Annotated in this window: 21 protein-coding genes; 16 read left to right on the forward strand and 5 right to left on the reverse strand. The window is 71.3% G+C overall.

From position 1 onward, the window contains the following. The first annotated feature begins 55 nt into the window (after positions 1–55). From FY549_RS07655 to FY549_RS07705, 11 genes are all read left to right on the forward strand, one after another. Positions 56–388, forward strand: coding sequence for a PadR family transcriptional regulator (locus tag FY549_RS07655; RefSeq protein ID WP_149084512.1), 333 nt, complete (start codon positions 56–58; stop codon positions 386–388). A gap of 1 nt (position 389) precedes the next feature. Continuing rightward, the gene (locus FY549_RS07660) at positions 390–1,352 is read left to right on the forward strand and encodes a permease prefix domain 1-containing protein (RefSeq protein WP_149084513.1); all 963 of its coding nucleotides are present in this window, start codon (positions 390–392) and stop codon (positions 1,350–1,352) included. Between the two features lie 5 nt (positions 1,353–1,357). After that, positions 1,358–2,278 (forward strand): 1,4-dihydroxy-2-naphthoyl-CoA synthase, encoded by a 921-nt coding sequence (locus FY549_RS07665; RefSeq protein WP_102208055.1) that lies wholly within the window; start codon positions 1,358–1,360, stop codon positions 2,276–2,278. 25 nt (positions 2,279–2,303) lie between these two features. Further along, on the forward strand, positions 2,304–3,455 hold the full coding sequence (locus FY549_RS07670) for an AMP-binding protein (protein WP_149084514.1): 1,152 nt from the start codon (positions 2,304–2,306) through the stop codon (positions 3,453–3,455). Between the two features lie 104 nt (positions 3,456–3,559). Beyond that, positions 3,560–4,351, forward strand: a complete 792-nt coding sequence (locus tag FY549_RS07675) for a class I SAM-dependent methyltransferase (RefSeq protein ID WP_149084515.1) — start codon at positions 3,560–3,562, stop codon at positions 4,349–4,351. Between the two features lie 54 nt (positions 4,352–4,405). Then, complete coding sequence (locus FY549_RS07680) at positions 4,406–5,587, forward strand: sensor histidine kinase (RefSeq protein WP_149084516.1); 1,182 nt, start codon at positions 4,406–4,408, stop codon at positions 5,585–5,587. After that, positions 5,584–6,219, forward strand: coding sequence for a response regulator (locus tag FY549_RS07685; protein ID WP_149084517.1), 636 nt, complete (start codon positions 5,584–5,586; stop codon positions 6,217–6,219). The genes FY549_RS07680 and FY549_RS07685 overlap by 4 nt, the downstream gene beginning before the upstream one ends. Positions 6,220–6,389: 170 nt before the next feature. Beyond that, complete coding sequence (locus FY549_RS07690) at positions 6,390–7,151, forward strand: ABC transporter ATP-binding protein (protein ID WP_025104429.1); 762 nt, start codon at positions 6,390–6,392, stop codon at positions 7,149–7,151. Continuing rightward, complete coding sequence (locus tag FY549_RS07695) at positions 7,148–8,608, forward strand: ABC transporter permease (protein WP_149084518.1); 1,461 nt, start codon at positions 7,148–7,150, stop codon at positions 8,606–8,608. Before FY549_RS07690 ends, FY549_RS07695 begins: the two co-directional genes overlap by 4 nt. An 18-nt stretch (positions 8,609–8,626) precedes the next feature. After that, positions 8,627–9,286 (forward strand): 2-phosphosulfolactate phosphatase, encoded by a 660-nt coding sequence (locus FY549_RS07700; protein ID WP_149084519.1) that lies wholly within the window; start codon positions 8,627–8,629, stop codon positions 9,284–9,286. Positions 9,287–9,312: 26 nt separating this feature from the next. After that, positions 9,313–9,705: a DUF3054 domain-containing protein gene (locus FY549_RS07705; RefSeq protein ID WP_149084520.1), complete on the forward strand. Its 393-nt coding sequence runs from the start codon at positions 9,313–9,315 to the stop codon at positions 9,703–9,705. A gap of 2 nt (positions 9,706–9,707) precedes the next feature. Here FY549_RS07705 and FY549_RS07710 read toward each other — a convergent pair whose 3' ends face one another. From FY549_RS07710 to FY549_RS07725, 4 genes are all read right to left on the reverse strand, one after another. After that, on the reverse strand, positions 9,708–10,196 hold the full coding sequence (locus FY549_RS07710; RefSeq protein WP_149084521.1) for a SprT-like domain-containing protein: 489 nt from the start codon (positions 10,194–10,196) through the stop codon (positions 9,708–9,710). A gap of 44 nt (positions 10,197–10,240) precedes the next feature. Beyond that, on the reverse strand, positions 10,241–10,768 hold the full coding sequence (locus FY549_RS07715; protein WP_149084522.1) for a hypothetical protein: 528 nt from the start codon (positions 10,766–10,768) through the stop codon (positions 10,241–10,243). 81 nt (positions 10,769–10,849) lie between these two features. Beyond that, the gene (locus tag FY549_RS07720) at positions 10,850–11,710 is read right to left on the reverse strand and encodes a spermidine synthase (protein WP_149084523.1); all 861 of its coding nucleotides are present in this window, start codon (positions 11,708–11,710) and stop codon (positions 10,850–10,852) included. A 31-nt stretch (positions 11,711–11,741) separates the two neighbouring features. Next, a complete protein-coding gene (locus FY549_RS07725) occupies positions 11,742–13,007 on the reverse strand; it encodes an LCP family protein (protein WP_149084524.1) in 1,266 nt (421 codons plus the stop codon). A gap of 147 nt (positions 13,008–13,154) precedes the next feature. Between FY549_RS07725 and FY549_RS07730 the strand changes: the two genes are divergently transcribed. Genes FY549_RS07730 through FY549_RS07750 form a run of 5 tightly spaced genes read left to right on the forward strand, consistent with a single transcriptional unit; the run spans position 13,155 to position 18,677 of the window. Continuing rightward, complete coding sequence (locus tag FY549_RS07730) at positions 13,155–14,444, forward strand: sugar ABC transporter substrate-binding protein (RefSeq protein WP_149084525.1); 1,290 nt, start codon at positions 13,155–13,157, stop codon at positions 14,442–14,444. Between the two features lie 15 nt (positions 14,445–14,459). Beyond that, on the forward strand, positions 14,460–15,434 hold the full coding sequence (locus tag FY549_RS07735; protein WP_149084526.1) for a carbohydrate ABC transporter permease: 975 nt from the start codon (positions 14,460–14,462) through the stop codon (positions 15,432–15,434). Next, complete coding sequence (locus tag FY549_RS07740; RefSeq protein ID WP_149084527.1) at positions 15,431–16,264, forward strand: carbohydrate ABC transporter permease; 834 nt, start codon at positions 15,431–15,433, stop codon at positions 16,262–16,264. Before FY549_RS07735 ends, FY549_RS07740 begins: the two co-directional genes overlap by 4 nt. Next, a complete protein-coding gene (locus tag FY549_RS07745; RefSeq protein WP_149084528.1) occupies positions 16,261–17,787 on the forward strand; it encodes a glycoside hydrolase family 3 protein in 1,527 nt (508 codons plus the stop codon). The genes FY549_RS07740 and FY549_RS07745 overlap by 4 nt, the downstream gene beginning before the upstream one ends. A gap of 14 nt (positions 17,788–17,801) precedes the next feature. Then, positions 17,802–18,677 carry a MurR/RpiR family transcriptional regulator gene (locus FY549_RS07750; RefSeq protein ID WP_149084529.1) on the forward strand — a complete coding sequence of 292 codons (876 nt, stop codon included), beginning with the start codon at positions 17,802–17,804 and terminating at the stop codon, positions 18,675–18,677. A 9-nt stretch (positions 18,678–18,686) separates the two neighbouring features. Here the strand turns inward: FY549_RS07750 and FY549_RS07755 are convergent, their stop codons facing one another. Further along, positions 18,687–19,607 carry a sugar kinase gene (locus FY549_RS07755; protein WP_149084530.1) on the reverse strand — a complete coding sequence of 307 codons (921 nt, stop codon included), beginning with the start codon at positions 19,605–19,607 and terminating at the stop codon, positions 18,687–18,689. Between the last annotated feature and the right edge of the window lie 65 nt (positions 19,608–19,672).

Here is a 19,672-nt window from a genome sequence, read left to right on the forward strand (position 1 = left end):
CCGCACGCATATGTGCCGTTGACAATGGTGTGCGTCGCACAGTAATGTAGCCGACATGAATGAGACGCTCGACACGCATCTGCAGGAACTGCGCCGCGGCACCGTGGTGCTCGCCTGCCTGCAGCTCCTGCGCACGCCCGGCTACGGGTACGGGCTGCTCGAGCAGCTCGAGACCCGCGGGTTCGCGACCGACGCGAACACGCTCTACCCGTTGCTCCGTCGTCTGGAGAAGCAGGAGTACCTGACGAGCGAGTGGAACACCGACGAGGCCCGGCCCCGCAAGTTCTACCGCGCCTCGGAGGCCGGCATCCGCTTGGCCGACACCCTCACCGACGAATGGCGCGCGCTCACCACCGCGATCGCCTCCCTCACCCCCGAGGAGAACTGACATGACCGCCACGACCACGCTCACCGAGCGTTACATCAGCGCCACGATCCGCAGCCTCGCGCCGGAGGCCCAGGACGAGGTCCGGGCCGAGCTCGAAGCCGCCATCGCCGACGCCGTCGACGCGCGCCGCGAACAGGGTGAGAGCCCGGAGGAGGCGGAGCGCGCCGTCCTCACCGACCTCGGCGATCCGGGCATCCTCGCCGCGGGCTACGCCGACCGGCCGCTGCACCTCATCGGCCCGCGGTACTACCTCACCTGGTGGCGCCTGCTGAAGCTGCTCCTGTTCATCGTGCCGCCGTTCGCGGCGGTGGGAGTCGCGATCGGCCAGCTCATCAGCGGCGGCGGCCCGGGCGAGGTGATCGGTGCGATCGTCTCGGTCACCCTGTCCGTGATCGTGCACCTGTGTTTCTGGGTCACGCTCGTCTTCGTCGTGCTGGAGCGTACCGGCGCCGACACGGGCGTGCGCTGGAACGTGGATCAGCTCCCGGAGCCGACCGAGCACGGGGCCGCCCGCGCCGACGTGATCGCCTCGCTCGTGTTCCTCCTCGCCGGGATCGGCGCGATCGTGTGGGACGCGACGTTCGGCTTCTTTCCCACCGGGGGCGAACCGATCCCGATCCTGGCGCCCGGTCTCTGGCCGGTGGGGATCGCCGTCCTCGTCGCGCTGATGATCGCGGAAGCGGTGTTGGCGATCGTCGTCTACGCACGCCGACGCTGGACCGTCGCCACCGCCATCGTGAACACCGTCCTCGCCGTCGCCTTCGCCGCGTGGGCTCTCACTCTGCTCCTGCAGGGGGAGCTCCTCAACCCGGCCTTCCTGGAGTTCGTGTTCACGGACAACGGGGTGGAGGCCGACACGATGCGCGTGCTCTCGGTGATCACCGCCGCCTGCCTCGTGGCCTTCCCGCTCTGGGACATCGTCGACGGCTGGATGAAGACGGCCCGCGCCCGGGGAATAGGCTGAACACCGTGACCGATGCCTTCGTCTCCGACCTGTTCGACCCCGCGGAATGGGAGCTCGCCCCCGGTGCCGAGCACTACACCGACATCACCGCGCACGTGAGCCGCGACGGCGGGGTCGCCCGCATCGCCTTCCATCGGCCGGAGGTGCGCAACGCCTTCCGCCCGCACACGGTCGACGAGCTCTACCGCGCCCTCGACATCGCGCGACAGGACGCGCGTATCGGCGCGGTGCTGCTGACCGGCAACGGACCGAGCCCGAAGGACGGCGGGTGGGCGTTCTGCTCCGGCGGCGATCAGCGCATCCGCGGCCGGGACGGGTACAAGTACTCGGATGCGGAGACCGCCGTCGTCAGCGGGGCGTCCGCGGCCGCCGTCGGCCGGCTGCACATCCTCGAGGTGCAGCGGCTCATCCGGTTCATGCCGAAGGTCGTCATCGCCGTGGTCCCCGGGTGGGCGGCCGGCGGCGGGCACTCCCTGCACGTGGTCTGCGACCTGACGATCGCGTCCGCCGAGCACGCGCGCTTCAAGCAGACGGATGCCGACGTCGGCAGCTTCGACGCCGGGTACGGCTCCGCCTACATGGCCCGGCAGACGGGGCAGAAGTTCGCGCGCGAGGTGTTCTTCCTCGCCGAGGAGTACTCGGCGCAGCGGGCCTACGAGGCCGGCGCCGTGAACCGTGTCGTGCCGCACGCCGAGCTCGAGCGCGAGGCGCTGAAGATGGCGCGCACCGTGCTGACGAAGTCGCCGACGGCGATCCGGATGCTGAAGTTCGCCTTCAACGCCGTCGACGACGGGCTCGTGGGCCAGCAGGTGTTCGCCGGTGAGGCCACCCGTCTCGCCTACGGCACGGACGAGGCCGTGGAGGGACGGGACTCCTTCCTCGAGAAGCGCGCCCCCGACTGGTCATCGTTCCCCTGGCACTACTGAGCCCGCAGGAGAGAGGGAGCCGACCGTGACCGCGCTGATCCCGACCGATGCCGAAGACACCGGGCTGCTGCGGGGCGCGCTGCTCCGGGCGCTCGACGAGGGACCGGCCCTCGGCTTCGGGATGCTCGCCGACGCTCCGGGAGAGGTGGACGACGGCATCGCCGCGGTGATCGCGACCTCCGGGTCTAGCGGCGTGCCGAAGCGGGTGGCCCTCAGCGGCGAGGCGCTCCGGGCGAGCGCCGAGGCCACGGCCGCCCGGATCGGCAGCGGGCACTGGCTGCTCGCCCTGCCGGCCGGCTACGTCGCCGGACTGCAGGTGATGGTGCGGTCGATCCTCGCGGGCACGGAGCCGACCCGGATCGAGGGGCGGTTCACGCCGCGTGCGTTCGCCGAGGCCTCCCGTGAGATCCTCCGCGCCACGACCGACGGCGTCGTCCCGGCGCTCTACACCTCCCTCGTCCCGGCGCAGCTCGCGACGCTGCTCGACGCGAGCGAGGATCCGGGGGTACTCGCCGCTCTGCAGGCCTATGAGGCGATCCTCGTCGGCGGACAGGCACTCCCGGAGCCTCTGCGCGAGCGGGCGGCCGACCTCGGCATCCGCCTGGTGCGGACGTACGGCTCGACGGAGACGAGCGGCGGCTGCGTGTACGACGGGGTCCCGCTCGACACCGTGAACGTCCGCGTGGCCGACGGTGAGCTGCGGATCGCCGGCCCCATGCTCGCGGAAGGGTATCTCGGCGACCCGGAGCTGACCGCACGCACGTTCCCGCGCGACGAGCACGGCATCCGCTGGTATCGGACCGGCGACCTGGGCATGGTCGAGGACGGCGTGGTCCGGGTTCACGGCCGCGCGGACAACGTGATCGTGTCGGGCGGCATCAACATCTCCCTCGACAGGGTGGAGCGGATCGTCCGTACGGTTCCGGGACTGCATCAGGCCGTGGTCGTCGGAGTGCCCGACGAGCGCTGGGGGGAGGCCTCGGTCGTCGTGGCGGCGCGGGGGGAGGCTCTGCGCCGTAGCGAGTCCGAACAGCTCGCCCAGGCCAGGGAGGCGGTCGCTGCGGACATCGGCGCCCACGCCCGTCCGTCCCGCCTGATCCTCGTGGACGAACTCGCGGTCCTCTCCTCCGGCAAACCCGACCGCGAGGCGATCCGTCGGATGGTCGCCTCCCTCTGACCCGTCGACCCACCCCTTTCGCGCCGTCCCGGCCCCTTACGGGCGTCCGGAAGGGGCCGGGACGCACGGAAGGGGTGGGGCGGCGGGAATGCCAGACTGAGGGCATGGCCTCGTACACGCATGGACACCACGAATCCGTCCTCCGCTCGCACAGTGTGCGGGACATCGCGAACTCGGCGGCCTACCTTCGACCGTATCTCACGGCCGAAACCCGGCTCCTCGATGTAGGAGCCGGCCCCGGATCGATCACGGTGGACTTCGCGGGAGTGGTCCAGCACGTCACCGCAACGGAGATCGACGACTCCGCGTTGGCCCTCTCCCGCGACCTCGCCGCCGCGCGCGGCGTGACGAACGTCTCCTTCTCCGTCGAGGACGTGCACGCCCTGAGCTTCCCCGACGACTCGTTCGACGTCGTGCACGCGCACCAGGTGCTGCAGCACGTCGCCGATCCGGTGCAGGCGCTGAGGGAGATGCGGCGGGTGACCCTGCCCGGCGGGATGGTGGCCGTCCGGGACGCCGACTATGCGGGCTTCCTGTGGTTCCCCGTCCTCCCGGAGCTCGACCGCTGGCTCGCGCTGTATCGCGCCGCCGCCCGAGCGAACGGCGGGGAGCCGGATGCCGGGCGCCGCCTCCTGGCCTGGGCGCGGGCGGCCGGCTTCGAGGAGGTCGCGGCCACCGCGTCGACCTGGTGCTACGCGACCCCGTCCGAGCGCGCATGGTGGGGCGGGATGTGGGCCGACCGCATCCTGGAATCCGCGCTGGCCCGGCAGCTCGTGGACCAGGAGATGGCCTCGCCCGCCGACCTCCAGGAGATCAGCGACGCCTGGAAGCGCTGGGCGGACGACGGCGACGGCTGGTTCCTGGTGCCGCACGGGGAGATCCTCGCCCGCGCCTGAGGGATACATCGCGCGACGGATGCCGCCCCCCGTCCGCTCGCGTAGCGTGGGGGAGTGATCCGTCCGCTGTCCCGCGCCGGCCTCGTCCTCGACATCGTCGGGGCGGTGCTGCTCTTCCTCATCTTCACGCCGCTCGGGGTCGTGTTCTACGCGCCCCAACCGGAGATGGGCGGCTCGTCCGCGGTCAACGTCTTCGGGCTGGTCGCGTCGTCGATCTTCCTGTTCGGCGGCGTCGCGATCGGACGCCTCGCTCCCGGTCTCGCGCTCGCCGCCGCCTGGGCCGGGGCCATCGTGCAGATGCTGGCGGGTTTCGGACCGCTGCCGACGGACATCGCAATCCTCCTGGTGCTGTACGCGACCTCGGCGTGGGGAACGCGTCGCGTGCTCTGGTGGGGCTTCGGCTCCGTGATCGTGGGCGGCATCGTCGCCTCGCTGTACATGGTCCTCGTCGGAGGCGTCGCTTTCGGATCCGGCAGCGGGTGGGAGCTCGTGACCGGCGGGACTCTGCTCGTCTCCGCCTCGATCATGGCGCTCGGGTTCGCGTGGGTGTGCGGTCTTCTCTGGCGGGTCGTGCTGCGGAGCCGGCGGACACGCGCAGCGCAGTTGCAGGCCGAGGCCCTGGCGGCCGAGGAGCAGGAGCGGGTCCGCATCGCCCGCGACATGCACGACGTCGTCGCCCATTCCCTCGCCGTCGTCATCGCCCAGGCCGACGGTGCGCGCTATGCCGCGGCGGTGAAGCCGGAGATCGCGACAGAGGCCCTCGGCACGATCGCGCAGACGGCCCGTGGGGCGCTGAGCGACGTGCGCATGCTCCTCACTCAGCTTCGTCATCGCCAGGGTGACGGCCCGCAACCGACACTCGCCGACCTCGAGACGCTGTTCGCCCAGGTGCGTCAGGCGGGCATCGAGCCCCGGGTCACCGTCGACCCCATGCCCCCGGGCGAGCCGCCCGGTGCGATCCAGCTCGCCGTCTACCGGATCCTCCAGGAGGCGCTGACGAACGCGATCCGGCACGGTGACGGCGCGGTGGACGTGCATCTCGCGTGGCTCCCCGACCGCGTGGACATCGAGGTGCGCAACACGATCTCGCCCGAGGAGACCGCGGCGACGCCGGGCGGGCACGGCCTCATCGGGATGCGCGAGCGGGCCCAGCTCGTGGGCGGTAGTCTGCAAGCCGAGCGCCATGGTGCGCAGTTCGTCGTCCAGAGCAGCCTTCCGATCGGAGCCCCGCAGTGATCAGAGTCGTGCTGGTGGACGACCAGGCGCTGTTTCGGGCGGGCATCCGCATGCTCGTGGCCTCTCAGCCGGATCTCGAGGTCGTGGGCGAGGCCGGGAACGGGCGCGAGGCGCTCGACGTCGTCGCGGCCACCCGGCCCGACGTGGTGCTCATGGACATCCGGATGCCGGTGATGGACGGGCTGACCGCGACCGCCGAGATCCTGGCACGTCCGGAGCCCCCGCGCATCGTCATGCTCACCACGTTCGACCTCGACGAGGCGGCGGCGCGGGCGATCCGGCAGGGGGCGAGCGGCTTCCTCCTCAAGGACGCCGACCCGGAGTTCCTGCTCGCCGCGATCCGGACGGTGCACGCGGGCTCGAGCGTCATCGCGGCCGCGGCCACCAGGGAACTGTTCGAGCACTTCGCGGAGGCGCCGAAACCCGTCCCTCCGCAGTACGCGGAGTTGACGGAGCGCGAGCGAGAGATCTTCGCGCTCGCGGCCCGCGGCCTCTCCAACGCCGAGATCGCCGCGCGGGAGTTCCTCAGCGAGGCGACGGTGAAGACCCACATCAGCCGCATCCTCACCAAGCTCGCCCTCCGCGACCGGGTGCAGCTCGTCGTGTTCGCGTTCGAGCACGGCCTCGCCTGACGTCGACCCACTCCCTTCGGTTCGACCCGGCCCGTTGCGGCGGTCCGCAGCGGGGTGGGAGGAACGCAAAGGGGTGGGTCGAGAGGAGAGCGGGGATCATCCTCGCGATGTACCGGGATGCTCCCGACGGGCGACGCGGAAGGCGGGGTCGCGGAAATAGCGTCGTGGACATGGAGATCACGACCACCGACCTCGGGCTCGCCGCCCGCGTCCAGCACCTGAAGAAGACCTACGGTTCGGGCGAGGGCACCGTCCGCGCGCTCGACGACGTGAGCGTCGGCATCCGCCGCGGACAGTTCACCGCCATCATGGGCCCGTCCGGCTCCGGCAAGTCCACGCTCATGCACATCATGGCCGGCCTCGACAGCCCGACCGAGGGGCGGGCGTGGATCGGCGACACCGAGATCACCGGCCTCGGCGACCTCGACCTCACGATCCTGCGCCGTCGCCGCGTCGGGTTCATCTTCCAGGCGTTCAACCTGGTTCCCACGCTGGACGCCCTCGGCAACATCCTGCTGCCGTTCGAGCTCGACGGCCGTCGTCCGAGCGCCATCGAGCGTGCCCGGATCGACGGCCTCATCGAGACGCTGGGCCTCGGCAAGCGCCTCGGCCACCGTCCGCACCAGCTGTCTGGCGGGCAGCAGCAGCGTGTCGCGATCGCGCGCGCCCTCGCCACCGCTCCCGACCTCGTGTTCGCGGACGAGCCGACCGGCAACCTGGACTCCCAGACCGGACGGGAGGTGCTGCGGCTGCTCGCGGCCGCCAGCCGGGAGCACGGCCAGTCCATCGCGATGGTCACGCACGACGCGATCGCGGCCAGCCACGCCGACCGGGTGCTCTACCTCGGCGACGGCCGGATCGTCGCCGACCACCCGCGGCAGACCGCGGAGCAGATCTCGGCCTACATGCTCGCCGCCGAGGTGTCGGCATGACCGCGCTCGCCACCGTCGTCCCGGAGACGCGGACCACCGGACCCCGGCTGGCGTGGCTCCGCGACCGCGGCATGGGCGCGAGCGTCCTCGTCGCGGCGCTGTCGTCGGCGTTCGGCGTCTTCCTCGTCGAGATCACGGCCTACATCGGCGCCGTCCTCCAGGCCGATCCGTTCATCGGAGACAGCGGTACCCTCGCGGTCGTCGTGACGATCCTGTCGGTGCTGCTCACCGCGGTCGCGATGTACGTCGCGGCGATCGTCACGGCGAACACGTTCTCGACGATCATCGCGGGGCGCACCCGACAGATCGCGCTGATGCGCCTCATCGGGGCGACGGCGCGCTCGCAGCGGGCGCAGGTCGGTCGGCAGGGTCTCGTCGTCGGGCTCCTCGGGGCGGCTCTCGGCCTGCTCGCTGGCCTCCTGCTCTCCGCCGTCGCGGTCCAGCTCGGGGGGACGCTCATCGACAACCCGCCCTCCTCCTTCTCGCTCGCGCAGCCCGCTCTCGCCCTCCCGGCGGTCGGGGTCGCGCTCACGACTTGGGCTGCCGCGTGGGTGGGCTCGCGCCGCGTCCTCGCGGTGACGCCGCTGCAGGCACTGGGCGGTGCCGTCGAGCGCACCCGTGACGAGGTCTCCGGGCGGAAGGGCCGCCACATCGGAGCCTGGGTGCTGCTGATCTCCGGCGCCGCCCTGCTCGCCGGCGGAGTCGTCCTGGGTCTCGCGACGCCCCTCGGCGTCGTCGTCGCGTTCTTCGGCGGGATCCTCTCCTTCACGGGGCTCGCGCTGGGCTCCGTGCTGTTCATGCCGCCGGTGCTCCGGCTCGTGGGGCGGATGTTCGGCTCGAGCGCGACCGCGCGACTCGCGGCCGAGAACGCCCTCCGGTACCCGGAACGGTCGTCGCGGATGGCGATCGGCGTCGTCATGGGCGTGACGCTGGTCACGATGTTCGCGGTCGCCCTGGAGTCGGCGAAGCGCCTGATGACGAGCCAGACCACCGAGGAGATCCCGCCGGAGTTCTTCGCGCCGTACGATGCCTTCGCGGCGATCATGATGGTGCTCGTCGCGGTCTCCGCCGTGATCGCCGCCGTCGGACTCGTCAACCTCCTCACCATCGGGGTGGTGCAGCGGCGACGGGAGCTCGGGCTGCTGCGGTCGATCGGCCTGTCCAACCGGCAGGTGCGCCGCATGGTCCTCCTGGAGGCGACGCACATCACGGTGGCCGCGACGCTCACCGGGCTCGTGCTCGGCGTGCTCTACGGGTGGATCGCGGCGCAGTCGCTGCTCGGCTCGGTGCCGGTCCTGCCCGAGTTCACTCCCGCGGGCCTGGTCGCCCCGCAGGTGCCGTGGCTGCCCGTGGCGATCATCGTCGCGGCGACGGCCCTGCTCACGCTCGTGGCGGCTGCGACGCCGACCCGGCTGGCGACCCGCGTCGCTCCGGTCGAGGCGCTCGCCGCGGACTGACGGCTCTAGGCTGGACGGATGCCCTCGCCGTTCGATCAGTCCCCGTATCAGGTCCGACTCGACTGGGGCGTGTCCGGGCTCGCCCGGCTCGCCCCGGCCGACATCGTCGTGGTGGTCGACGTGCTGCGGTTCTCCTCGACGGTCATCGATGCCGTGGCCGAGGGGATGGAGGTCGACCTCGCGACCGCGCTCGAGTGGTCCCGCAACGGGGCGGCGGTGGCAGCCGCCGCCCCGACCGGCACGACAGTCCTGGTCGGCGGGATCCGCAACGCCGGTGCCGTGGCCAGGGCGGTGCAGGTGGAACAGGAGCGACGCCGGGGCCGCACCTCCGTCGCGCTCGTCCCGGCGGGCGAGCTCGATGGCGCGGGCGAGCTGCGCGTCGCCGTGGAGGATCAGCTCGGAGCCGGGGCGATCGCCGCAGCGCTCACCGACCTCGGCATCGACCACACGGCCCCGGATGCGGCGGTGGCCGCCGAGGGTTTCCGCTCCCTCCGTCGCGCGCTGAAGCACCTGATCGGAGCGTCGGGCTCCGGGCGGGAACTGCAGATCGGGGTGCCGGCGACGGACCGGATCCAGGCGGCAGGACTCGTGCCGACGAGCACCGCGGCTGCAGCGGTCCTCGACGCCGTGGACGCGGTCCCGGTCCTCCGCGACGGGCGGTTCACGCTCTTCGCCTGAGCCGGCGTTCCCCGTAGGGTCGAGGGATGAGGTTCCTCCCCGCTCTCCTCGTCGACGCCGTCCTCGTCCTCGTCTTCGCCGCCATCGGGCGGGCTTCCCACCAGGAGGACCCGGCAGGGTTCCTCCTCACGGCCTGGCCCTTCCTCGTCGGCCTGGTGCTCGGGCACGCCGTCGCGCTGCTGCTTCCCGGGAGGCCGCGTCGGCCCTGGTCGATGCTCTGGGGCGTGGTCGTCTGGGTGGTCACGGTCGTCGGCGGCATGCTGGTGCGAGTGCTGAGCGGCGAGACCGCGGAGGTGCCGTTCATCGTCGTCGCCACACTCGTGCTCGGCGTCTTCCTCGTCGGGTGGCGTGCTGTCGCCGCACTCGTACGCCGTCTCCGCGGTGGAGCGACGGAGGAGGACACCACCGCCTCCCGGTGAGATCAGCGGGGTGCCTGCGCGGCGAGGCGGGCGTCGGTCGTGATCTCGCGGCGGGTCCACGCGAACAGATGCTGCGCGTCGAACGTGCGAGAGCACCGTGCGCAGGAGGTGGCGCGCGTCGGACGACGATGGCGGTACGTGACGTGACCGGCGGGGCAGCGGCCCACCCACGGGGCGAGTTCGACCGCGGTCTCGCCGTGGTGCGTCGTCCCGCCGACATATCCCAGCTCACGGGCGACCCGCTTCCAAGCGGGGCCATGCGCGGCCTGGGGTCCGGCGAGGGCGTGGGCGACCTCGTGCAGGAGCACCTGGTGGATCTCGTCGTCCTCGAAGCGCGCCGCGAGGTACCGGGAGACCGTGATGCGCCTCCTGGTGTAATCGCATTGTCCGGCACGCCGCTTCGCGTGGTCGAAGTCGAACGACCAGCTGTCGTCCAGATGCAGCCGGATCAGTGCCTCGCCCCAGACGCGCACTCGGTCAAGTTCCGCCATGCGCTCAGGCTAAGGCATGCGGCGGACACTCCGGCGCTACGACGTCAGCCGGCGATGAGCTGCGACGGGCGGCGGCGCTCCACGGCTTCGATGGCGAGGAGCACGGTCTCGAGTTCCCGGTCCTCGGCGCCGGATTCGCGTCGCAGGAACAGCGACTGCTTGAAGCTCTCCCGCGCCGTCTCGTAGTCCCCGGCGTCGTAGGCGTTCTTGCCGTGGTGCTGGTACGCGAACGCCGCGATCGACAGCCAGCGCTGCCCTTCCGCCTCCGCGGCACACGTCGCGAGCTCCTGCTCGGCGGCGGCGTGGGCTCCCCGGTATTGCAGGATCGTCGCGTGGAGTACGCGGGCGCGGAGGACGTCCTTGCGGGTTCCGGCCATGCGCGCCTGCCGCACGGCCTCGTCGGCCAGCGCGAGGGCGTCATCGAGGCGACCGAGCACCTTCAGCAGCCAGACGCGCTCGAGCAGGGCCGGAAGACTGCGCTGCTCCTCGATCTCGGACAGGCGGGCGGCGCACTCGTCGAGATCAACCCGTTCGCGGAGGCTCTCCTGGTCGTATCCCCGGATCAAACTCATTGCTCTCCTTCCGCGCGTCCCCGCAGCTGTCCCTTTCCAGTGTGCCTGCCGCTCCCGCGGTCCGCGGGGCGGCGCGCCCGGTCAGCGCAGGAACAGCGAGGCATCCGGACGCGGCGAGGCGACGGCGTCCGCGTCCGTGACGATCCGGGCGCCCTGGAGGAAGGCGCGGGCCTCGTCGCCCTGCGCGATCTTCGCCGGATGCGGGCCGGCGGCGAGCAACCGTGGCAGCCACTCCGTGGGCAGCGGGGCGGCGGAGGCGGCCACGACGAGGTTGCCGAAGCGGCGCCCCTTGAGCACCTGGGTGTCGGCGAGGATCCCGATCTCGGGGAGCACATCGGCGATCGTCGCCGCCTGTCGCCGGGCGAACGCGAGGCCGGGGCCGTCCGCCACGTTGACCAGCAGCACTCCGCCGGGGGCCAGCAGCGCGGCGAGCTCTCGGTAGAACTCCACGCTCGTGAGATGGGCCGGGGTCTGCGCCCCCGAGTACACGTCCGAGACGACGAGGTCGCACGCGCTGTGGAGGGCGGCCGGGAGCTTGCGGACTCCCTCCCTGGCGTCGCCGATGCGCAGTCGGATGGACGCCCCCTTCGGGAGCGGCAGATGCTCACGGACGAGGTGGACGAGGGGGGCCTCCAGCTCGATGACCTGCTGTCGGGAGCCCGGCCGCGTCTCATCGATGTAGCGGGGGATCGTCAGGGCGCCGGCGCCGAGGTGCACGGCCGTGAGCGGCCCGGGGCGGAGCTGATCGATCACCGCGCCCATCCGCACGATGTACTCGAAGTGCAGGTGCGTGGGGTCGTCCAGGTCGACGTGGGACTGCGGGGTGTCGTCGACGACGAGCTCGAAGCCGCTCGTGAACTCGGAGGGGACGATCCGCGCGACGCCGCCGTGGTCGAGACGCGTCTGGGGGTGCTCGGTGTCCCGCGATCGCGTCCGTCCCATGAGGTCGAGCCTACGCCGCCCGAGTCCGGGGTCAGCGCTGGTTGCCGACCGCGCACGTCTCCTGCTCGAGCGTCTGACCGGAGATCTCCGGCGGCAGCGTCGCCCGGGCATCCGGCGCTGCGCTCGCCCCGGGCGCCGGGGAGGTCTCCGGGGTCGCCGGGGTCTCAGGCGCGGGGGTCACCAGCTCCACGCCGCGGTGCGTCGCGACATCGCCGGTGAGCTGTACGGGCTTCCCGGCCCGCACCGCATCCCACAGGGCGGCGGCGGCGCTCTCGTCCGGCACCACCTTGTCGTCGTCGAACGGGTCGGCGACGTTCGGGTACTGCACGAACACGAAGTCGCTGAACTCCACGTCCTTCAGCGCGAGTGCGAGCTGCGTCAGCCGCAGCGGGTCGGCGAGCTCGTCGCTGGGGTCGATGTTGTCGGCGATCGCGTTGGTCACCCGCAGCACCTTGGGGATGTCGGTGAGCGTCTCCTCGCTGAGGACCTTCTTCGCCAGCCGGGACATGTACTGCTGCTGGTTGGAGATGCGCGCGAGGTCGCTCTCGTCCCCGACGCCGTGCCGCGTACGGATGAACTGGAGCGCCTCCACTCCCGACACCGTGCGCATGCCCGCAGGCCAGTCGATGCCGGTGTGGCGATCGCGGATGCCGTCCCCGGCGATGCAGACCTCGACCCCGCCGATCGCGTCGGTGACGGCCATGACACCGTCGAAGCCGATCTTGGCGGCGAACTCGACCGGGATGTCGCCCAACTCGCTCACCGTCTTCGCCACGCACGACAGCCCCGCGTGCTCGAAGAGCGCGTTCATGGGTGCCTTCTCCATCGCCGAGGCGACGGAGCCGTCCTCGCGCGTGCACTCGGGTACGGGGACGCCCAGGTCGCGGGGGAGGGAGACCACGGTGACGTTGCGCGGCGCGGCGGAGACGTGCACGAGGAGGTTGACGTCGTTGCGGCTCCGGCCGTCGGCTTCGGCACAGCGCTCGTCGAACAGCGCGGTGGCCTTGGGGCCGCACTCGTCCGTCCCCACGATGAGGATGCTGAAGGCCTTGTCGTCCGGATATGCGCCGATGGACGGCGGCTCGACCTCGGGCGCCCCCTCCAGGGTCACCGCCCCGTCGCCCACGCGATTGAAGACGTCCCACACGAGAAACCCCGCGACCGCCGCGGTCGAGACGAGGACGACGGCGAGGCCGATCCCCAGCCCGCGCAGGACGCGGGACGCCCGTCGGCGTGCGGGCTGCGGGGCGTGCCGGGGAAGCGGGCGGCGGTCGGCGTCTGGTCCTCGGCGGGGCATGCGGGGAGCCTACCCCGAGGGCCTGATGTTACGGGGGTATGACGATTGTGGGAGGAACTTGCAGCGAATTAGTTAGTCGTGAATACTTTTTCCTATCCCCGGTACGCACCCGATGCACACCTGGACTTTCAAAGAGGAGATCCCCCCATGCACAAGCGCATTCTTCCGGCGGTGGCGCTCGGCGCCGTCGCCTCGATCGCTCTGGCCGGCTGCGCCGGCGGCAGCGGCGACAACGGCTCGACCAACGGCGAGGGCCAGGAGCTGACCGTCTGGATCATGAAGGGGACCAACCCCGACGCGACCGCCTTCTACGACAAGGTCTCGGAGGCCTTCGAGGAGGAGACCGGCGCGAAGGTCACCATCGAGGAGATCCAGTGGGCCGACGCCCACGACCGCTTCGTGACCTCGATCGCCGGCGGTACGACGCCGGACATCGCCGAGACGGGCACCACGTGGACCGCCGAGTTCGCCGACGCCGGCGCGCTCCTCCCGCTCGACGAGTACGTCGACGCCGAGGACGGTCTGCGTGACGACCTGGTCGAGGGCCTCGCCGTCGCCGGCACCTACGAGGACGAGCTGTACGGCATGCCGTGGTACGCGGGTGTCCGCTCGATCGTCTACCGCACCGACGTGTTCGAGGAGCTCGGCCTCGAGGCTCCGAAGACTTGGGACGACATCGTCGCCGCCGGCGAGGCCATCAAGGCCGCCAAGCCCGACATGCTGCCCTTCCCCGTCGCGGGCGACGCCGAGTTCCAGGTCTACCCCTGGGTCTGGGGCGCCGGCGGCGAGATCGCCACGAAGGACGGCGACACCTGGACCAGCGAGCTCGACAGCGCCGAGTCGCAGGCCGGCATTGAGTTCTACACGGGTCTCGCGACCGAGCACGGCTTCTCGTCGGCCGGTGCCACCACGTGGAAGGAGACCGACCTCCGGGACGCCTTCACGCAGGGCAACGTCGCGATGATGCTCTCCGGCTCCTGGACGCCGAACGCCCTGATCGAGGCCAACCCCGAGCTCGAGGGCAAGATCGGCGCCGCGGTCATCCCCGGCCAGGACGGCGGCATTGCACCCTCCGTGCTCGGCGGGTCGCACCTGTCGGTGTTCAACACCACGAAGAACGCCGACCTCGCGTGGGAGTTCGTCAAGCTCATGACCACCGGTGAGTTCGCCGAGCAGTGGTCGAACGAGACCGGTTACTTCCCCGGCGTCCAGTCCGCGATGGAGGAGGCCCTCGCCTCGACCGACCCGCTCGTCGCTCCGTTCGCCGAGCAGATGGTCGACGGCGGCGCGTCCGTCCCGGTCACGCCGAACTTCGGTGCCGTCCAGGCGAAGAAGACCACCAACGCCATGATCCAGGCCATCCTCAGCGGGCAGAAGGACGTCGCGACCGCGACGAAGGACGCTGCCGCCGAGATGACCGAACTGCTCAACCAGTAAGGAACCATTCCTTCCATGTCGATGGTGCAAGCGCCACTGCCGGCCACGAAGGCGGAGCCCTCCTCCGCCTCCGTGGCCGGCGGCCGGAAGCGTCGGGGTCTCTCGATCGTCACGGCCCGCCCCTGGCTCCTCCTCGCTCCCGGGCTGATCATCCTCGCGGGGCTCATGCTCTGGCCGCTCGTGCAGGTGTTCCTCTACTCGCTGCAGGACTACGGTCTGCGCGAGATCAACACCGGTGAGAGCAACTGGATCGGGCTGGACAACTACGCCGAGGCGCTCACCAATCCGACCCTGTGGACGGTGGTGCTCCCCAACACGGTCGGCTTCGCGGCCGTCGCGGTGTTCACCACCGTCGCACTCGGGACCCTCGTCGCGCTGCTGCTGGCGCGCCTGGGCACCGTGTGGCGCACCATCGTCTCCAGCTGCATCATGGTCGCGTGGGCGATACCCGCCGTGACCGGCACGTACGTCTGGACGTTCATCTTCGATGCCGACCGTGGCATCTTCAACAGCGTGTTGCAGGACCTCGGCCTCATCGACGGTCAGGTCAACTGGTTCACCAACCAGTGGTCGTTCTACGCGATCGTCCTCCTGAACGTCGTCCACCACGGCTTCCCGTTCGTCGCGATCACCGTGCTCGCCGGGTTGCTGGGCGTCTCGAAGGAGATGCTCGAGGCCGCGGCGCTCGACGGAGCCGGCGCGTGGCGCCGCTTCTGGAAGATCATCTTCCCGACGCTCAAGCCCGTCTTCTCCGTCGTCATCATCCTGTCGACGATCTGGGACTTCAAGGTCTTCGCGCAGGTCTACCTCATGCCCGGCGGCAGCGGCGGCAACCGTCAGGTGCTCAACCTCGGCGTGTGGTCGTACGTGGAGTCGTTCGGTCAGAACCGGTACGGCTTCGGTGCCGCCCTCGCGGTGCTGCTGACGCTCGTCCTGATCGGCATCACGATCGTGTACATCCGCTCCCTCATGAAGGAGGACGAGCTGTGAACCCCCGCCCCAGGCTCCGGTCGCGCATCGGACTCGGCATCGGCGTCGCCGCCGTCCTCGTCTTCACCCTGTTCCCGGTCTACTGGATGGTCTCCAGCGCGTTCGACGCCAAGGCTTCCAGCGGTGGGCAGTCGCTCCTTCCGCAGGAGTTCACGTGGGACAACTTCGCCTTCGTGCTCACCGATGGCGGCTTCGGTACGTACCTGCGCAACTCGGCCATCGTGGCGCTCGTCACCGTGCTCGTCAGCGCCATCGTCTGCCTGCTCGCCGCGGTCGCCGTCGCGCGGTTCCGCTTCAAGTTCCGCACCACCGTCCTCATGATGATCCTCGTGGTGCAGATGGTGCCGCTCGAGGCGCTCGTCATCCCGCTGTTCCTCCAGGTGAAGAGCCTCGGTCTGCTCAACAGCATCATCGGCCTCATGGTCGTGTACGTGGCGCTGTCGCTCGCGTTCGGGATCTGGATGCTGCGCGGCTTCGTCGCCGCCGTCCCGGTCGAGCTCGAGGAGGCCGCGTACATCGACGGCGCGAGCTGGTGGCGGATGTTCCGCTCCATCCTGCTGCCGCTGGTGATGCCGGGTCTCGTCGCGACGAGCATCTTCAGCTTCATCACGGCATGGAACGAGTTCATCTTCGCCATGACGATCCTCGGAGCGCAGACCGACCAGTACACGGTCTCGATCGGACTCAAGTCGTTCTTCGGCCTGTACTCCAACGACTGGGGCAGCATCATGGCCGCCTCCACGATCATCACGTTGCCCGTCATGATCTTCTTCGTCATCGTGCAGCGCCGGCTCTCCGCCGGCATGGTCGCGGGAGCGGTGAAGGGATGACCGACGATCTCGAGCGCCTCGCCAACGGCGTGCTCTGGCCTGGATTCTTCGGCACCACGGCACCTGCCTGGCTCGTGGAGGAACTGCGCGACGGCCTGGCCGGCGTGGTCTATTTCGGGCAGAACGTGGGGGAGGGGCTGTCAGCACTGAGCGCACAGATCCTCGACGCGAACCCGGACGCTCTGATCGGCGTGGACGAGGAGGGCGGCAGCGTCACCCGTCTGGAGTCCGCGACCGGTTCCACGCTCCCCGGCGCCGCACAGCTCGGCGCGCTCGACGACGTCGTCGCGTCGGAGCGCACCGGCGCCGAGCTCGCCCGCCGCGTGCGCGCCGTCGGCGCGAACGTCGTGCTGGGCCCGGTCGCCGACGTCAACACCGACCCCCGCAACCCCGTCATCGGCGTGCGCTCGTTCGGTTCCGACGAGGCGCTCGTGACACGTCACGTCGTCGCGACCGTCGACGGCATCCAGGACGGCGGAGCGGCCGCGTGCGTGAAGCACTTCCCCGGACACGGGGACACGCACCTCGACTCGCACCACGCGCTGCCGGAGATCTCGCTCGATGTGGCCGAGTACCAGCGTGTGCACCTCGAGCCCTTCCGGGCGGCCGTCGAGGCCGGGGTCGACGCCATCATGACCGCGCACATCGTCGTCCCCGCGTGGGGCGAGCAGCCGGCGACGCTCAATCCGCGGGTGCTCGGCATGCTGCGCGAGTGGGGCTTCCAGGGCGTCATCATCACCGACGCGCTCGATATGGCCGCGATCAGGGAGACCGTGGGGCTCGGCGGCGGTGCGGCACAGGCCCTGGCGGCCGGCGCCGACCTCCTCTGCATCGGCAACCCGACCAACCCCGGCGATGCCGCACTGCCCGACCAGGACCTGCGGGACTTCCTCGCCGCCCGCGACGGGATCGTCGCCGCCCTGCGCGACGGCTCGCTCGCACGGGAGCGGGTCGAGGAGGCGGCCGGCCGCGTCTCCGCCCTCGCCGCTCGCCTGCGCGCTGCCGCGACGGCCGACGACCCGTCCGAGACGCCCGCCGCCGACGCGGCGTACGACGCCGACGAGATCGTCCGCGGGGCCCTGTCGCTCTCCGGCGACGTCCCGCTCGGCGCCGACGCGCTCGCGGTGATCGACGCCCGACGCCGCTCGACGCTCGCGGTGGACAGCGCCGCCTCGTATGTGGCCGAAGCGCTCGCGGGAGACGGACTGCGGGTGCGGCTCGACGTGGCCGCCCGCCCGGTGGACGAGCAGGACGCGGTGATCGCCGAGGTCGCCGCAGCGACCGGCACGACGGTCCTCCTCGTGGACCGCCCGAACACCGAGCCCGCGCAACGTGCGCTGATCGAGCGGGCGGCGCTCCGGGACCCGAAGGCCGTCGTGGTGAACGTCGGCCTCCCCGTGGAGGATCCGCTACCGCTGCCCACCGTCGAGGTCGGCGCCGCCAGTCGGCTCGGCGCCCAGGCCGCGCGGGATGCCCTCCTCGGCGGGTTCCGGCCCCGACAGAGGACGACCGCCGCCGGTTGAGACGGGATCAGCGCATGGACGACGACGTTCTGGCCGTGGTGCGGCGCTCCCTCCCCAAGCTCAGCGCGGCGGAGGGACGCGTCGCCGAGACGATCCTCGGGGACCCCACCCTCGTCGTGGACCTCGCGATCAACGACCTCGCGCTCCTCTGCCGGACGTCGCTCTCGACGGTCGCGCGCTTCGCGCAGTCGCTGGGGTACAGCGGCTATCGGGAGCTCCGGGTGGCCGTCGCTCGAGCGGTCACGCTGGCTCAGGCGCAGCAGGCGCGCTTCGGCCTCGACTCCACGGCGATCGATCCTGACGACGGACCGGCCGCGATCGCCGCGAAGCTCGCGGCGCAGGAGATCGACGCGATCGAGAAGACCGCACGGGCTCTGGACGCGGATGCCCTCGACCGGGTGGCGAGGGCAGTCGTCGCCGCCCGGCACATCGATCTGTTCGGCCAGGCCGCCTCGTCGCTGACGGCTCAGGATCTCCAGCTCAAGCTCTCCCGCATCGGCTGCTCGGTGACGCATTCGGCCGATCCGCACCTCGCGATCACCGCAGCCTCTCTGCGTTCCTCCGCTGACGTGGCGATCGCGTTCTCACACGGTGGCGAGACGGCCGAGACCGTTCGCGCTCTGGAGGTCGCGCGTGGCACCGGTGCGCTCGCGGTCGCGGTCACGAGCGCGGCGGGTTCCCCGCTCGCGGCCGTCGCCGACGTCGTCCTGCTCAGCCAGGCGCAGGAGTCGCCGTTCCGGATGGCCGCGATGTCGAGCCGGATCGCGCAGCTCGCGCTCATCGACGTGCTCTTCGTGCGGATCGTCCAGCAGAGCGGGGAGCACGTCGCGGTCTCCCTGCAGCGCACCCACGACGCGGTGCCCCCGCGGCGCGGGCGTGAAGCGGACTGAGGGCCTCTGTCAGTCGACGTGGTCGCGCGTGCTGGCGATGGCGCGCGTCGCGATGCGGTGCGCGCGGGCGAGGCTCCCCGCCAGCGACAACCCGGTGAGCACACCGGCGAGGAAACCCGCGGCGAACGCGTCGCCCGCACCGATCGTCTCGACGACCGGTGCGTCGAGGGCGTCGCTCGCCGCACGGTCGCCGCCGTCGAACGCGACGGCCCCTGCCGGATCCGTCACGACGAGGTACCGGGGTTCGGGGAGGAGCGCACGGAGGTCGTCCGGCGCGCTCGTGCCGAACACGGCCTCGGCGTCCGGGCGCGTGCAGAACACGACGTCGGCGCGGTGGGCGAGGTCGGTGAGAACAGCGTGCGCCTCGGCCTCCCGGCCCCGCCACAGCGCCGGACGCCAGTTGAGGTCGAAGCTGACGAGGCGGCCGGGACGAGGTGCTGTGACCAGAGCCTCCTGGGCCGCACGTGCCGAGGGCGACAACGCGGGCGTGATGCCGGTGGTGTGCACGAGGGCCGCCGTCGCGAGCAGTTCGGCGGCCACGGGCGACTCCAGGGAGCGCGGCGACAGCGCGGCGGCCGCGGACCCGGCCCGGTAGTAGTGCATGGTGCCGTCCACCGCGCCGTCCGGACGCGGGGACAGCTCCTTGACGTACAGCCCCGTCGGTGCCAGCGGGTCGACCTCCACCGCGCGGTCGTCGACGCCGTGCGCCCGCAGCTCCGCCGTCAGGAATCGTCCGAAGCCGTCGTCGCCCACCCTCGACACGACCGCGGTCCGGATGCCGGCGGAAGCGAGGGCGATCGCGGTGTTCCACTCGGCGCCCGCGAGCGAACGCTGGAAGGTGCGGCAGGTCTCGAGCGGTCCTGCGGTAGCGGAGACGAGGGCGACCAGACCCTCGCCGAGGCACACGACGAGGGGAGTGGTGTCCGGCACGTTCTGGACATTACCGGATCGAGGGTGGCCGTGCGTCGATACCGGATCGCAACCTCGGAGCCTTG

The sequence above is a fragment of the Microbacterium sp. 1S1 genome (genome assembly GCF_008271365.1).
Lineage (GTDB): Bacteria > Actinomycetota > Actinomycetes > Actinomycetales > Microbacteriaceae > Microbacterium.